The sequence below is a fragment of the Enterococcus sp. 3H8_DIV0648 genome (assembly GCF_002140655.1).
In the GTDB taxonomy this organism is placed as follows: domain Bacteria; phylum Bacillota; class Bacilli; order Lactobacillales; family Enterococcaceae; genus Enterococcus_A; species Enterococcus_A hulanensis.
In genome coordinates, this window is the sequence record NZ_NGLG01000001.1 from 1,967,439 (window position 1) to 1,982,876 (window position 15,438).

Below are 15,438 nucleotides of genomic sequence, written 5' to 3' on the forward strand. Positions count from 1 at the left end.
TTTAGTAATACAGATGATTTTTTTCTTGTACTTGCTGTTTAAGCAAATTCATAAAGTCAGCCTTCGACATTTGCTTGACTGTATCACTGCCATGTTTGCGAACCGCAAATGTATCTTCACTCAGTTCCTTATCTCCAATCACTAAAATGTAAGGAATTTTTCGCAGCTCCGCATCACGGATTTTTTTGCCCAGCTTCTCATTTCGCAAATCCTTCTCCACTCGAATTCCAGCGGCATGAAATTCCTGGAATAATTCTTCTACGCCTGCTTCATGGGGCTGTGCAACACTGACCAGCGCTACTTGTTTTGGTGCTAGCCAAAATGGAAATAACCCAGCATAATGTTCGATCAAAATACCTAAGAAGCGATCCAATGACCCGAAAACGGCACGGTGGATCATCACAGGCTGCGCTTCCTGATTATTTTCATCCACATAAGTCAGATCGAATTTTTCTGGCATTTGGAAATCCAATTGGACTGTGGCACACTGATGGCTCCGATTCAGTGCGTCCTTGATATGAATATCGATCTTCGGTCCGTAAAAGGCGCCATCGCCTTCATTGATATTATATTTATAGCCAAGATCAGTCAGCACTTTGCCTAAAGAAGCTTCCGCTTCATCCCACAGCTCGATTTCACCCATAAAATCATCTGGACGAGTCGATAATTCAACTCCGTACTCGAAACCAAAAATCTTATAAACTTCATCAATGATTTTCAGCGCCAAGGCAATTTCTTGTTCAATTTGATTTCGGCGCACAAAAATATGCGCATCATCTTGGCAGAATGTTCGAACTCTCAATAAACCATTCAAAGCCCCGCTGAACTCATGGCGATGGACTTGGCCAAACTCCGCCATTCGCATCGGCAAATCACGATAGGACCGTTTACGATCTTTGTAGATCAGACAATGCCCCGGACAGTTCATGGGTTTCAACGCGTAATCTTCATCGGCAACTTTTGTAAAATACATATTGTTTTTATAATGATCCCAATGTCCTGAGCGTTCCCAAAGACGCTGGTTCAGAATCAATGGTGTTTTGACTTCTTTGTAGTCATACTTTGCCTGCAGTTCACGCAAGAATTTCTGCAATTCATTCCGAATGATCAATCCGTTTTCTAAATAAAATGGCATTCCTGGTGCTTCTTCGGAGAACATGAATAGGTCTAATTCTTTACCCAACTTTTGATGACTGCGTTTTTCCGATTCCTCTAAATAATCTAAGTGAGCCAAAAGCTGCGCCTTCTCGGCAAAGACTACCCCTGTTACTCGTTGAAGCATTTCGTTTTCAGGCTTACCTTGCCAATAAGCACCCGAAACTTTCAATAAAGAGAAATACTTGGCAGTCGCCAGTTCCAAGGCTGCCGGCTCAAGGAAAAATTCTGTCGCCTCGCCAAAGGAATAAACAAAAACAGTCTGATCTGCATCCAGCTCCGTTAGCGCCGCAAGTTTCAATTCGTTGTCTTTGAACACTTCCTGGGCTTCTGAAACGGTCATCGTTGCACTTTCGATTGAGCCATCGGCTTTGATTTGCTTCTTAATATGATGCTCCAAATCCTTCAAAACTAAGGCACTCAAAGGCTGCTTCACTCGTAGATCAACCCAAATTGTCTGATCTTCTCGATGAGCTTTTGCAAAGAGCACTTCTGGATAATGGGCTTTAATCGCTTCTTGCAATAATAAACTGACTAATTGGCAAACCGCCGTCGTTCCCTCTTTTGTTGCGCAATCGTAAAAAGCAAGCTCCGCATTTTCTGTGACTGGAGTTGATAAGTCAACAAGCTCGCCGTCAATACTGCCAACGACCGCCTCTTCCATCAATTGATTCTTTATCTCGAACAATGTGGTGTCTTTTGCCACCTTTTGTTTACTTCCATCTGGTAAAACAATTTCGACTTTATTTGACATCCAACTCAACTCCGATCCGCATTTTCAAAAAAATTGTTATTGCCTGCCTTTTCCTTTTAATTCTAACAAAAGGCCTCAAGGGTTTTCAATAAAAAAACGTCCCTATAAAAATAGGGACGTGAATAAACGTGTTACCACCCAAGTTCCCAAAAAGCTCACACTTTTTGGCTCGTAAGATACATAACGGTATCACCCGGACCGTTTTCGGTCACTCAAAGGGAGTAATCTGTTTTTCTCAATCAGAAGCTTCCAGCCGCGGCTTCTTTCTCTTGTGATGAGTAGTAAAACAAATCGTGTCCTTCTCGCTGCATTTAACTATTGATTAAAGCATAGTCTTACGTAAAATTTTTGTCAACGCTTTTTTCTTTTAGATTTATTCATTCGATTTTAACGCATCGATCATATTAATATGGCGTAAACGGAAATGCGTTGCCAGCATCACGATCACGGAGAAAAGAATCGTTAATCCGCCAGACAACAGATAAGCACCTGAGTGGATCACCAGTGGAAAGGTGATCGTTTCCATTGAAGCCTGATCCAAAATAAATTTCGTCAAAATAATCCCTAAGCCATAGCCAAATAAAATCCCAAGTATCGTAAAGACAAAATTCTCGCGGAATATATAAGACGTCACTTCTCGATCGTAAAATCCTAAGACTTTAATGGTCGACAATTCTCGCAAACGTTCTGACACGTTGATATTCGTCAAATTATACAATACGATAAAGGCCAGCAAGCCTGATAAGACTACAAAAATCCAGACGATTCCATCTAGGTTATCCATCGAGTGTTCTTGTGTTTCGATTTGAGTAGACATGAAGGAGGTGTTTATCACCTGATCTGAACTTAACAGCTTTTGCGCTAAATTATCTTCTTCTGCCTTCGTCATTTTTTTACTTCTCAGTAAATAGCTGTTCACTTCAAAATCGGTGTCCCGAGCTTTTTGATAGTAGTCCTTTGATAGGTATAGGAAATTTCCTAAATAATTGTCGCTGATATTGGCGATCTTAACTTTAAAGGTTTGCTGATCGTCATCATAGACTGTCAAGCTGTCGCCTTTTTTTAGCTCAAACAACTCAGCCATTTTTTGTGTAATCACAGCACCATCATTGGGCAAGGTAAAGCTTTTTCCCTGTTCCTTCAAATGAAGGTAGCGTTTAAATTCTACGCGTTTTTCTGGTACCATCATGGTTAGTTTTTGATTCGCTTGTCCTTTTTGCTTCAATTCAACCGTTTGATTCATCACAGCTAAATCGTTGGTAATCTTTTCATTTTTGGAAAAAATCTTTTCAACTGCTGTTTCATCTGGCTGATCCTTCAAAGTAACGATCGCATCATAATCAATGATCGGACCAAATTGCTTATCTCCTACCGAACTCAGTGAATCCTTCAATCCCACACCTGCAACCATTAAAGCTGCACAGCCGGCAATACCGATCACTGCCATGATCATTCGTGACTTATAACGGAATAAATTTCGATAGCTGACTTTCGAGTTGAAGCTCATCCGAGACCAAATCGGTGTGATGCGCTCAAGAAAAATCCGTTTTCCCGGCTTCGGCGCCTTTGGCTGTAACAACTCAGCCGGTTTTTCGTGCAGTTCGCGCATCAGAACAAGCAGCGCTGCACCCAAACTAGCAAATAAGAAAGCAACCGTCGCTTGAATGATTGGCCGTGATAAATAGAAAGCTTCCACGCCCGGGAAATTATAACGATCACTAGAAAGCTCAAAAACTAATCGCGGCAGCGTATGGGTCCCGATCACAGAACCCAAGACAATCCCGATCAAAGCTGCTGACAATGCGTAAATGATGTATTTGATCGCGATCTCATAACGTGAATAGCCTAATGCTTTCAACGTACCGATTTCTCGACGGTTCTCCTCTACCATCCGTGTCATTGTCGTAAAGGTTATCAGAGCTGCTATGAAAAAGAAGAAGACTGGAAAAACATTCGCGATCGCAGCGATTCGTTCAGAAAGATCGCCATATTCTTGAAAACCGGGATTATCTGCGCGCTGATCATAAGAATAGCTTGGTGTTTTCAACTCATTGATTTCTTTTTCGCTATCATTGATCTTCTGTTGTGCAGACAATAATTTATCCCGATTGCTACTAAGTTCTTTTTCCTGTGCTTCAAGTTCTGCCTGAGCTTGCGCTAACTGAGGATTTCCGGCTGGCATCATAGCCGCCTGTTGCTCTAACTGGGCCTTAGCCTGATCCAATTCGTCTTGACCATTCGCTATTTTTGTCAGATTATCAGCCACTTCCGCTTTTTTCGGAAGCAATTCTTTTTCTGCATCATGCCTAATCTCTGCTGCTCGTTCTTTTGGCCGATCGGCGAAAAGTTTTTCGACCTGCTCAATATTTTTATCCATCGTTGTTTTATAGGCCTTGCCATAGGTCTCTTTATCTTTGACATTCGTAAAGCGAACATAAATGATCGATTTGACCTCGCTTGAGAAGTTGCTTTCCGGTAAGTAAGCGAAGAAGTTAACATTTCCGTTGCCTACATTAGAAAGTCCCCGTTCCTCCGTGCTTATATATATCGGTGATTGAACAAAACCAACGATTTTAAAATTTTTGCGTTCTATTTGATCAGATTGATCGATTTGATAGGTCTGATTCAGACGATAGCCTTCTTCCTTGGCTTTTTCGTCCAAAACGATCTCATTTTCATTTTTAGGTAAATGACCCGATTTCACGATTAAATGATTCTGCTGATTTTCTTTATCATAAGAATAAAGCTTAACGACCTGATTTTTATCACTGTCGGCATAAAAAAGCTGATGACCGCTTTCGACCTTGGCATCAGGGATTTTTTTTGCTAGTTTTTCGTCCGCTTCCGTCAATCCGCCAGTAGAAATAATTTGCAGATTAGATAGTTCCTGCTTGTCTACAAATTGACTAGCCGAATGATTCAAGATCGGACCCGTAGCCTTGATTCCGACATACAGTAATGTCCCTAATAAAATGATCAGAACGATAGCGATAAAACGTCCCTTAGAAAAAATGATTTCGCGTAAACTCGCCTTAAAATAGGTTTTATTTTTCATATACCTGCTCCTGTTTTTTTGTCTTTATCATTCTAACACAAAACGTTTTCATGACTGTCACAAAAAATTTGGACAAAAAAACAATGCAAAAGCAGAAACCTTTGCATTGCTCTTTTAAAAATCAACTTTACTATTATGTTTAGTTTTTAAATGAATGGATTGGTGCTGGTATACGGCCGCCGCGAGCAATAAAATCATCCGAACCGGCTGCATTCACAGCCATGACTGGTGCCCGACCTAACAATCCGCCAAATTCGACCATTTCGCCAATTTCTTTACCTTTGGCTGGAATGATTCGAACAGCCGTTGTTTTATGATTGATTACTCCGATAGCCGCTTCATCCGCGATCATCGCCGCAATACTGCTTGCTGGAGTGGAACCAGGAATCGCAATCATATCCAAACCTACTGAACAAATCGCTGTCATCGCCTCCAGCTTCTCGATCGTCAAAGAGCCATTATTGACCGCATCAATCATCCCCGCATCTTCTGAAACTGGAATAAATGCGCCAGATAACCCGCCGACGTGATTACAGGCCATAACGCCGCCTTTTTTGACTGCGTCATTTAATAGTGCCAGTGCAGCAGTCGTTCCATGCGTTCCAACAGTTTCTAAGCCCATTTCTTCTAAAACGTGAGCAACAGAATCTCCAACTGCAGGCGTCGGGGCTAATGATAGATCTACGATACCAAAAGGCACATCCAAACGTTCAGAAGCAATTTTCCCAACCATTTGTCCCATTCGGGTGATTTTGAAGGCTGTCTGTTTCACCACTTCGGCTACAACGTCGAAAGATTCACCCTTCACTTTTTCCAAAGCACGCTTCACAACGCCTGGTCCGCTGACCCCAACATTGATGACGCAATCCGCCTCGCCTACACCATGGAAGGCACCAGCCATGAAAGGATTGTCTTCCACAGCATTGGCAAAAATGACCAATTTTGCACAGCCTAGATCAGATGCCTCAGCGGTTTCTTTGACGATCCGACCAGTATGGGCAACAGCGTCCATATTGATTCCCGCTCTAGTAGAGCCAATATTGACAGAAGCACAGACAAAATCTGTCTCTGCTAATGCTTGAGGAATGGAATCAATTAAGATCTTATCCCCATGCTGGTAGCCTTTTTCAACTAGAGCAGAAAAGCCGCCCAAGAAGTTAACACCCACAGCTTTTGCTGCTTTATCTAATGTTTTAGCAAATTTCACATAGTCTGTATCTGGAGTCGCAGCAGCAACAATACCGATTGGTGTAACAGAAATACGTTTATTAATAATTGGAATACCATATTCTGCTTCGATCGACTCACCGACTTTTACAAGGTCTTTTGCTTTTGTAGTAATTTTTTGATAAATCTTTTCACAGGCGCGATCGCTGTCGCTATCGATACAGTCTAGTAAAGATATCCCCATGGTAATCGTCCGAATATCCAGATTTTCTTCTTCGATCATTCGAATCGTTTCCAGTATTTGATTGGTTTCCACAAAGAGCCCTCCTTATAATTTATGCATCGTGTCAAAAATTTCTTGATTTTGAATACTGATTTTCACACCTAGAGATTTTCCTAATTCATGAAGCTGTTCTCGTGCTTCTTCAAAATCTACTGTAGCATTGGTTAGGTTCACTAACATCATCATTGTGAAATAGTCCCCCATGATTGTTTGAGAAACATCCAGAATATTAATTTTTTGTTCCGCTAATTTTTGACTGACACCGGCAACAATGCCAACCTTGTCTTTTCCGATAACCGTTACTACGCCACGCATTTGCATAACTCCCTTCAGATAATTGTTTCCCATTATAGCACAGTGATGGCAAAACGATTAGAATTTTATTAATTAAACCGATTTTTTTTAGTGAAACGTTCGTGTTTTGCCAGTTCCACTTTTTTAGCAGTTCACCATAGATCGAACTGAAATTTAACATCTTGATTTAAATTATCGTACGAACTCTTCAGTTGGATGACCTGAGTACGAATATCTTTTGAAATTTGACGTCAGAAAAATTCATTCCTCACCTCTGAGCTAGCTGTACATTCTGCCTTTTCCAGTTAATAAATTTGAAATAAAAATACGAGCTATCTAATAGAATAGTATGCCTAGTAAAAATTAAAACTCAGCTTTCCCCTTTACTTATCCTATCGTCAGATTTATTCTGAATAAAAAAGGAGATTTTCTAATGGAACTTTTTGAAACGATGCTTCAACACACATCGGTCCGCTCATTTACTGACCAAAAACTTTCACATAAGCTAAAGGAACAATTGTTTCTGGCCGCTCAAAGTGCCAGTAGCTCTAACTTCCTACAAGCCTTCTCATTAATTGAGATCACCGATACTAAAAAAAGAAAAATGATCGAACAGATTGCTAAATTTCCCATCGATAATGGCGACAATGGAGAGCTTTATATTTTTGTCGCTGATTTGAATAAGCATGCCCAAGTCTTAACATTAAACAACGATTCTCTGGAACATCTGCGTTCCGTAGAATCATTAGTAGTTTCGATCGTTGATGCAGCTTTAGCCGCTCAATCGATGGCTGTTTATGCTGAATCGGTTGGTCTTGGTATCTGTTATGTCGGCGGGATTCGGAATGATTTGTTCCAAATAAAGGAATTGCTTGATCTGCCGGAATTGACCTATCCTGTTTTCGGAATGTTTGTAGGTTACCCTGATGGAAAAAATGAGGTTAAGCCCCGATTGCCAATCGGCTCTGTCGTTGGGACGAATACGTACCGAACATTGACACCTGACATGATCGACAGCTATAACGAAAAAACAACGGTCTACTATCAGCAACGCAACAGCAATATTCAAGAAACGAATTGGTCAGAAAAAGTGCGTCAACATTTTGAATCCCCACGACGTTCGGATACCGTGGACTTTCTAAAAAAACAAGGCTTCGTTTTTTAGACGAAACCTTGTTTTTCTTTATTCTGTTGGAACAATAGCAATCGCGCGAACGTTGAACCCGGGAGCGTCTTTGACTTTCGGTACTCCGATCGAGATTGCGCCGCCAACAGGTGGCAGCTCAGTCAGCCGATTCAAGACTTCCACTTGGAACTTATCTTGCTGCAGCCAATACAATTCGCCAATCAGTCCGCCATTTTTCGTACAATCAACAGCTGCGTCCGTATCCAAAGTTTCATGCCCAATCGCCGTTACGTTTCGTTCTTCATGTAAAAATTTTAAAGCTTCTAAAGACCAGCCAGGTGTATGAGCCTGTCCAGCTTGATCCACGTTATAAAAAGCTTCCGGGTCATCCCAGCGTTTTGACCAGCCGCTGGCAAACGCTACAAAGCTCTCTGCTGGAATTTCTCCGTACTCCGCTTCAAAAGCGTTAATATCTTCTACCGTCACAGAATAGTCTGAATTTTCTTCGACTTCTTTTTCTTTATTGATAACAATCAGCGGCAATAAAAAATCTTTGATTGGCAGTTGATCCACCGATACACGATCTTCCACAAAATGGACTGGCGCATCAATGTGAGTCCCGTATTGTGTGACCAACTGATACTCTTTCGCAAAAAATCCGTCTTCTTTCACCGTGACCAAAGTTTTTTCCTGCATTGGCTGGAACGATTGAAAATAAGGAATCCCGCCATAAATACTATGACTTAAATCAACCCATTTCTGCTGCTGTAAAAAAGCAATGCTGTTTGTAATCTCACTCATACTATTCCTCCTCAGACCTAATTAATAGAACGCTTTCACTTTTGTCTTAACGATACCGAGAAAAAAATCCGCTGTCAAATCGTAATTGACGCATTGCTGACAAAGAAGCTGCGCCAAAAATATTCGGCACAGCTTCTTGATTAGTCATTTATTAAAACAATTTTTCCTTTAGCATGATGAGTCGCACTTAATTCATGCGCTTCCTTCACTCCTGCTGCAGTGAGTGGATACGTATGACCCACGATACTTTTTACTTTTCCTGCAGACATTAAATCCGCCATTTCTTGTAGTTGTTTGCCATCTGGTTGAAGCCAGATACTTTCAGCCACAGCAACACTCTTAGCTAATTCTTCATCTGGTTGACCGACGATTGAAATTAACCGTCCGTCCTTATTCAATACCTTGAAGCTGTCTTTTTGAACGTCGCCGCCCATTGTATCAAAGACTAAATCAATGTCTTCCAATACTTCTGAAAAATCGGTGGTGTGATAATCGATTACTTGATCGGCACCCAGCTCTTTTAACAGTCCATGATTTTTTTCACTTGCTGTAGTGATAACTGTTGCACCAGCATTTTTAGCTAATTGGATGGCATAAATACCAACACCGCCAGCACCAGCATGGATCAGAACCTTTTCGCCTGCTTTTAATTTCCCATGAGTGAATAATGCTTGATAAGCAGTTAATCCCGCTAACGGCACTGCCGCTGCATCCTCAAAAGAAACGGAATCAGGTTTGTTTGCTAATAAGTGATCATCAACGATCGTGTAATCTGCATATGTACCAAAACGCGTCGTCTCTGGACGAGCAAAAACCGCTTGTCCAACTTCCCAATCTTTCACTTCTGATCCAACTTCCACGATTTCCCCTGCAACGTCCCAGCCTAAAATAATTGGAAAATCCCAAGGCATCATTTGTGCTAAGTAGCCTTCACGTAGTTTCCAATCAATCGGATTGACTGATGTGGCTTTTACTTTTACCAAAACTTGATGTTCACCTAGTTCAGGCAAAGTTACTTCACTTTCTTTTAATTGGTCTGCATGACCATATTCTTCTATTACAACTGCGCGTATTTCCATTCGTGCATCCCTCCATATCGATTCATTATAAAAGTCCTATCCGAAAATCGGAAACGATTTGCTTAATCAAAAAAATGAGAATCCAAAAGATACGTCGTTTGATATTTTTCTGCCAATTCCTTTAAATAAGGAAGGGCTTGATCATCCGTTTCTGTCATCTGATCAAGCAGAATAAAAAAATGCTGTCTTTCTTCTGACGATGCCACTTTTTTAAAATAGCCCCAGACATGTTCGTAAGCATTTCTTCGGGCTTTTACATCAAACGGCAGTTTTTTCACTGTATCCAAATGTTGATAGAATTGCTTGGTCTTCTCTTCAGACCACTGATTGCCGGAGAACAATTGACGCAGCGCTAGATATTCGTTTTGTGAGCGCGCCATGACAAAATATTTCCACCGTGCCCATTCTTTTTGGATCTCACGCATCTCGTTCACCTCTTCTTCAGCTTAACATCAGATCATATGGTTATCGAAATAAAAGGCTCAACAGCTCCTATGTTGAACAAGAAAAAGACTGTAGACTCATTTGCCTACAGTCTGAAAAAGCTATTTTTAACTCTTATGATAAATCTGCAATTGTTGTGCCTTCACCGAAAATGGCTTCCCAATCCCCAGTAAAATCCGTTACAGCTTGAGCAATTGATGGCATCGCCAAAGCCTGTTGAATGATGTCAACACCCATCGTTGCTGCTTGACTGCCATTTTCCAAAGCAGAGTTAACTTGCCCGACATTCTTAAAGCTGGCTGCCAAGATTTTTGTCTCACTCTTCGTACGAGCGATCTCTTCTGCCATTTCAAAGATTGCTTCACGAGGATCGATATTCAAGTTTTCCATCCGGTTAAAGTATGGTGCAATATAATCAGCACCGGCAGCAATTGCTAAGTATGCTTGAAACTTAGTATAGATAGCCGTAGCCGTAACATTGATCCCGCGGCGTTTCAATTCTTTGATTGCTTTCAAGCCCGGCTCATTGACTGGGATTTTGATAAATACTTTTTGATCTATGTTCGCTAAGATTGTTTCTGCATCCTTGATGATACCATCGTAGTCTGTCGCAACGACTTGCACGTGTAATGAACGATGCTCACCGATAATCCCGCGGATTTCTTTCATGTGTTTGAAAAAGTCGATCTTCCCTTCTTTTTTAACGATCGAAGGATTGGATGTAACACCGGCAATCGGTAAAAAATCAGCAAACTTTTTAATATCAGCAATATTGGCTGTATCTAGCATAAATTCCATTATTGAAAACTCCCTTACTCTTTTCTATAGAACAAGCATAGCATCTTCAAAAATATTTTTCTGCCTTCTCACGACAAAAAAAGCGAAAAGCTTTGCAGCAAGCCTTTCGCCGAAGAACATTTTTTGACAATCGCACAAATGTGCACTTTATATAAAAAAACTACTTTCGTTGACTAAGTCGTAAAATCTCCTGTGCGGTTTCTTGATCGGTGATCAGGGTTTTAAGGTAGCCTCTTTCTAATAACGGTGCGATCGAACGCGCCTTAGAAATTCCACGAGCGATTCCCACCGATTGAGGAACATCGGCTAACTCCTCAATCGATAATCCAATCGTGCGCTGATTCAATGCACCATTTAAAAGTTTTCCATAACTATCGTAGAAACGGCAGCAGCAATCTCCCACTGCCTCTCGCAATTTCAATTCTTCATAATCTGCCGGAGACAATAAATCCCGCCATTGACTTTTATGATAGCTCAAAGGCCCGCCGACGCCTACGATAACTAAATCCAAGCGTTTCCAGTATTCTTTTAAATCATGGAAATATTTCGAATTGAAAATTCCTTCCGCCAGTTCCTTCGTTTCTTGAATCACCGTGGCATTCACAAATAAGCTGTGCCCATTCAATTTACGCGCCAATTCGTAGACTAGTGTATTCACATGATAGCGTGAATTGATGTGACTCGGCCCGCCGACCACCGGCACAACAGAAACATCTGATAATTGTTTGGGATCGATCTTATTGACTGCTCTGCCCACACTGGCTCCCCAGGATAAACCGATGACCATGTTATCAGACAGTTGACGTCGAATCCAAGTACCGGCTGTTTCAGCCAATTGTTCTTCTTTTGCTTCTTCACTGGCATCACTGTCAGTTGCTACTAATTCAACAGCCGTCAATCCAAACGTCTGCTTCAGCTGTTCTTCTAGCTCAAATAAACTCGCATCAAAATGATTAATCTTGATCTCTACGATCCCTTCTGCTTTAGCCTGACTCAGCATTCGGCTAACGGTCGTTCGATAGATTGCTAATTCTTTGGCGATCTGTGCCTGAGTCAGTTCTTGTTCATAATACATATAAGCGACTTTGGCTAATAATTTCTTCTTATCTTCCTTCATATTTGTTTCCTCCCGTAAGAGTCTCTTCTTCTATTCTAACAAAATATCATTTACTGCGTTCAGCAAAGCGTGTATCATTATAAATTAATAAAACTAAGATATCGATCTGCCAGTTTTACGCGAAATAAAAATCAGCTTCATTTTTTGACAGTCAATGATTTCATTGGTAGAAAATCATCTGTCACAATAAATGAACTGCGGATGAACCACATTTTTCTTTTAGAAAAATGCATCGGATAAAGGAGGAAAAAAATGTCTGTTGAAGCTGTAAAAGAATATTTTTCACACTATGGGATCGCCGAGCGGATTCAGGAGTTTCCTGTCTCCAGTGCCACGGTTGAACTAGCGGCGCAAGCACTGGATTGTGCCCCTGAACGCATCGCGAAAACCTTGTCTTTCAAATTAAAGAAGGCGGAGAAAAGTCTCTTGATCGTCGCTGCTGGTGATGCAAAAGTCGACAATGCAAAATACAAGGCCGCTTTTGGGGAACGAGCGCTGATGCTGAAGGCTGATGAAGTCGAGACGGTCATCGGTCATCCGGTGGGCGGTGTTTGTCCTTTCGGAATTAATCCGGGCATTGATGTTTATCTGGATGAATCTTTGAAACGATTCGAAAGTGTCTATCCTGCTTGCGGCAGCTCAAACAACGCGATCGAATTGACGATACCGGAATTAGAAAAATATACTCAGTTTAAACAATGGGTTGATGTTTGTAAAAATTGGGAATAAAAAGCGAGGCAGAAATCCTGCCTCGTTTTTTAAATGACGCCTTGTTCGATAACGCGACAATCAGTCAAATAGTTTTCTAAAATTTCCTTCACCTTTGCCTGATCAACCACGGCATCCTCTTTAAATTGATAACCTACCAATAAGGCACGCGTTGTTTCTTCAGAAATCATTCCCCGTGTTGAATCAGATGTCGGACTGCCAAAGGGGCCCTCCTCGTCAGCTAACACTAACAGATTTTCAATATTGACAGATTTGTTTCCGATCCCTGCATATCGAGCCTCTGCTGGTCCAACCGTCAATTGGATTGGCTCAGTTACCTTTCCTAGATCATAAGACCCAAACGGCAGCTTCCATTCTAATGAAAAATAATTATTCAAATCTACCAACGCATTGATCTGATATAAACCCTTTTGCTGAATGATACGACGCCATAAACTGTCAGACGATGGACGAAAACGAGCAGGATCTTTTCCTAAAGCACGATAAACTTTTTTAGTTGCTATGATTTGCGGATCTTCTTTGATACTCTCCAAAGTATCTTCTGTTTCGATTTTTTGAAGCAACGGATTCAGCACCTCTTGCCAAATCTCTTCACTGTGAGCCTCATTCTTAAACTCAATGACACTATATGCCAAAGATACCCCTTGTTCTTTCACTTTTGAATCAATGGTTAATTGCATATTCATTCCTCCAAGACTTTTTCCTTACTTTCTTCTAGTTTAAACGAATTCACGCAAAAGCAAAAGCTTACTTATTATCGAAGGTCTTCGTTATAATAGAGGTGCAGGAAGAGAGGGAGATACTATGAAAATCACTTATCATGGTCACTCAGTTTTATCAATCGTTATGGATGATGGGCAAAAATTATTATTTGATCCGTTTATAACAGGGAATTCTTTGACCGACCTAACGGCAGACGAAGTAGAAACAGATTGGATCTTAGTTACCCATGGACATAGTGATCACATTGGCGACATGGTTCCGATTGCAAAGCGTAATGATGCAACAGTTATCAGTATCGTAGAAATTTGCAGCTTCGCAGAGAAAAATGGCGTAGAGAAAACACATGGAATGAATATCGGCGGAAAATTTGATTTTCCTTTTGGACGAGTAAAAATGGTCCATGCACAGCATAGCTCAGGATATGAAGTAGATGGACAAACCCTTTATATGGGTGAACCGGCTGGATTTATTTTGCAGGCGGAAGGAAAAACGATCTATCATGCTGGCGATACCTCAAATTTTGGTGACATGGCACTCTTTGGGGAAGCCTTTGATATCGACATCGCTTTTTTGCCGATCGGAGATAACTTTACGATGGGTCCACAGGAAGCCGCTAGTGCCGCCAAACGCTTGAAGGCCAAGCAAGTCGTACCGATCCATTACAATACCTTTCCAGTCATCAAGCAAGATCCGGAAGCATTCGTTAAACTCCTGCCGGAAAATGTTGGCAAAGTTATGGCTGTTGGTGAAACCATTGAACTTTAATTTATTAGAAGCTTGTGAAGCATTATTTCACAGGCTTTTTTTGAACTCGTCTAATCTGCTACAATAGAAGATAGTTAAGCGCGATGAAAGGAGTTCCTTATGTTAAATTTTGAAAGTGATTATTTAGAAGGTGCACACGAAAAAATCTTGCAGCGTATGCTGGAGACGAATGAAGAAAAGCTGAGCGGCTACGGTCGGGATCAATACTCTGCTTCAGCGGTTGAAAAAATCCGCCAAGCCTGTCTCTGTCCTGAGGCGGATGTCTACTTCATCGCAGGCGGAACGATGACGAATGCCTTAGTTATTGCTTCCTTATTAAAAAAAATTGAAGGCGTTATTGCTCCTGAGACTGGTCATATCACGACTCATGAAACTGGTGCGATCGAATTTTCTGGACACAAAGTCTTGAGCCTGCCGCAAACAAATGGAAAAATCTCAGCTCAGCAAATTCGTGAGTATCTCGAACAATTTTGGGCAGATGACAATCGAGAGTTCATGGTCTTCCCTGGAATGGTTTATTTATCTCATCCGACGGAATATGGGACCTTATATTCGAAAGAAGAATTGAAAAATATTTCTGATGTATGTCACAAGTATAAGATTCCGCTCTTTTTGGACGGCGCACGTTTAGGCTACGGCTTAGCCAGTCCTGAATCTGACTTAACCTTGCCATTGATTGCGGAATATTGCGATGTTTTTTATATTGGCGGAACAAAAGTTGGGGCTTTTTTAGGTGAAGCAATCGTCTTTACAAAGAATAATTTACCTGAGTATTTTGTCGCTCATATGAAGCAGCAAGGTGCATTATTAGCTAAAGGACGACTCCTCGGACTGCAATTCGATACTTTATTTACCGATCAGTTGTATTTTGAAATTAGCGAGCATGCGATTGCAATGGCTACGAAGTTGAAAAATGGTTTGGCAGAAAAAAATTATCGCTTCTATTTAGATTCTCCCACTAATCAGCAGTTTATTATTTTAGAAAACAATCAAATGGAAGAACTAAAAAAAGAAGTTGCTTTCAGCTTCTGGGAACAGTACGATGACGAACATACCGTGATTCGTTTTGCTACTAGCTGGGCAACAAAAGAAGCAGATATCGACGCCTTATTGACACTACTATAAAAAAAGCGGCTCGGAATTCGAGC

At 41.1% G+C, this 15,438-nt stretch carries 14 protein-coding genes; 4 read left to right on the top strand and 10 right to left on the bottom strand.

All coding sequences use genetic code 11. The features are described 5' to 3' along the window. Position 1: 1 nt before the first annotated feature. The 4 genes from thrS to A5875_RS09180 all read right to left on the bottom strand — a co-directional run bounded on the left by thrS (position 2) and on the right by A5875_RS09180 (position 6,729). Positions 2-1,909 carry a threonine--tRNA ligase gene (gene thrS, locus A5875_RS09165; RefSeq protein ID WP_088933311.1) on the bottom strand — a complete coding sequence of 636 codons (1,908 nt, stop codon included), beginning with the start codon at positions 1,907-1,909 and terminating at the stop codon, positions 2-4. 373 nt (positions 1,910-2,282) lie between these two features. Next, positions 2,283-4,964 carry an ABC transporter permease gene (locus A5875_RS09170; protein ID WP_088933312.1) on the bottom strand — a complete coding sequence of 894 codons (2,682 nt, stop codon included), beginning with the start codon at positions 4,962-4,964 and terminating at the stop codon, positions 2,283-2,285. 139 nt (positions 4,965-5,103) lie between these two features. Continuing rightward, positions 5,104-6,447 carry a PFL family protein gene (locus A5875_RS09175; protein ID WP_088933313.1) on the bottom strand — a complete coding sequence of 448 codons (1,344 nt, stop codon included), beginning with the start codon at positions 6,445-6,447 and terminating at the stop codon, positions 5,104-5,106. Between the two features lie 12 nt (positions 6,448-6,459). Further along, complete coding sequence (locus A5875_RS09180; RefSeq protein WP_088933314.1) at positions 6,460-6,729, bottom strand: ACT domain-containing protein; 270 nt, start codon at positions 6,727-6,729, stop codon at positions 6,460-6,462. 412 nt (positions 6,730-7,141) lie between these two features. Here A5875_RS09180 and A5875_RS09185 point away from each other — a divergent pair, with 412 nt between their 5' ends. Further along, complete coding sequence (locus A5875_RS09185; RefSeq protein ID WP_088933315.1) at positions 7,142-7,873, top strand: NADPH-dependent oxidoreductase; 732 nt, start codon at positions 7,142-7,144, stop codon at positions 7,871-7,873. An 18-nt stretch (positions 7,874-7,891) separates the two neighbouring features. Here the strand turns inward: A5875_RS09185 and A5875_RS09190 are convergent, their stop codons facing one another. The 5 genes from A5875_RS09190 to A5875_RS09210 all read right to left on the bottom strand — a co-directional run bounded on the left by A5875_RS09190 (position 7,892) and on the right by A5875_RS09210 (position 12,073). Then, on the bottom strand, positions 7,892-8,635 hold the full coding sequence (locus A5875_RS09190; RefSeq protein WP_088933316.1) for a cyclase family protein: 744 nt from the start codon (positions 8,633-8,635) through the stop codon (positions 7,892-7,894). Between the two features lie 140 nt (positions 8,636-8,775). Further along, positions 8,776-9,714, bottom strand: coding sequence for an NADP-dependent oxidoreductase (locus tag A5875_RS09195; protein ID WP_088933317.1), 939 nt, complete (start codon positions 9,712-9,714; stop codon positions 8,776-8,778). Between the two features lie 62 nt (positions 9,715-9,776). Then, positions 9,777-10,139 carry a YbgA family protein gene (locus A5875_RS09200; RefSeq protein WP_088933318.1) on the bottom strand — a complete coding sequence of 121 codons (363 nt, stop codon included), beginning with the start codon at positions 10,137-10,139 and terminating at the stop codon, positions 9,777-9,779. 133 nt (positions 10,140-10,272) lie between these two features. Continuing rightward, positions 10,273-10,956 carry a fructose-6-phosphate aldolase gene (locus A5875_RS09205; RefSeq protein WP_088933319.1) on the bottom strand — a complete coding sequence of 228 codons (684 nt, stop codon included), beginning with the start codon at positions 10,954-10,956 and terminating at the stop codon, positions 10,273-10,275. A 160-nt stretch (positions 10,957-11,116) separates the two neighbouring features. Continuing rightward, positions 11,117-12,073, bottom strand: a complete 957-nt coding sequence (locus A5875_RS09210) for a sugar-binding transcriptional regulator (RefSeq protein WP_088933320.1) — start codon at positions 12,071-12,073, stop codon at positions 11,117-11,119. A gap of 252 nt (positions 12,074-12,325) precedes the next feature. Between A5875_RS09210 and A5875_RS09215 the strand changes: the two genes are divergently transcribed. Next, positions 12,326-12,802 carry a YbaK/EbsC family protein gene (locus A5875_RS09215; RefSeq protein ID WP_088933321.1) on the top strand — a complete coding sequence of 159 codons (477 nt, stop codon included), beginning with the start codon at positions 12,326-12,328 and terminating at the stop codon, positions 12,800-12,802. A 29-nt stretch (positions 12,803-12,831) separates the two neighbouring features. Here A5875_RS09215 and A5875_RS09220 read toward each other — a convergent pair whose 3' ends face one another. After that, on the bottom strand, positions 12,832-13,482 hold the full coding sequence (locus tag A5875_RS09220) for a B3/B4 domain-containing protein (protein ID WP_088933322.1): 651 nt from the start codon (positions 13,480-13,482) through the stop codon (positions 12,832-12,834). Between the two features lie 124 nt (positions 13,483-13,606). Between A5875_RS09220 and A5875_RS09225 the strand changes: the two genes are divergently transcribed. Together A5875_RS09225 and A5875_RS09230 are read left to right on the top strand one after the other, a co-directional pair. Next, positions 13,607-14,290, top strand: coding sequence for a metal-dependent hydrolase (locus A5875_RS09225; protein WP_088933323.1), 684 nt, complete (start codon positions 13,607-13,609; stop codon positions 14,288-14,290). Positions 14,291-14,389: 99 nt separating this feature from the next. Further along, positions 14,390-15,415: a threonine aldolase family protein gene (locus A5875_RS09230; RefSeq protein ID WP_088933324.1), complete on the top strand. Its 1,026-nt coding sequence runs from the start codon at positions 14,390-14,392 to the stop codon at positions 15,413-15,415. Positions 15,416-15,438 lie beyond the last annotated feature (23 nt).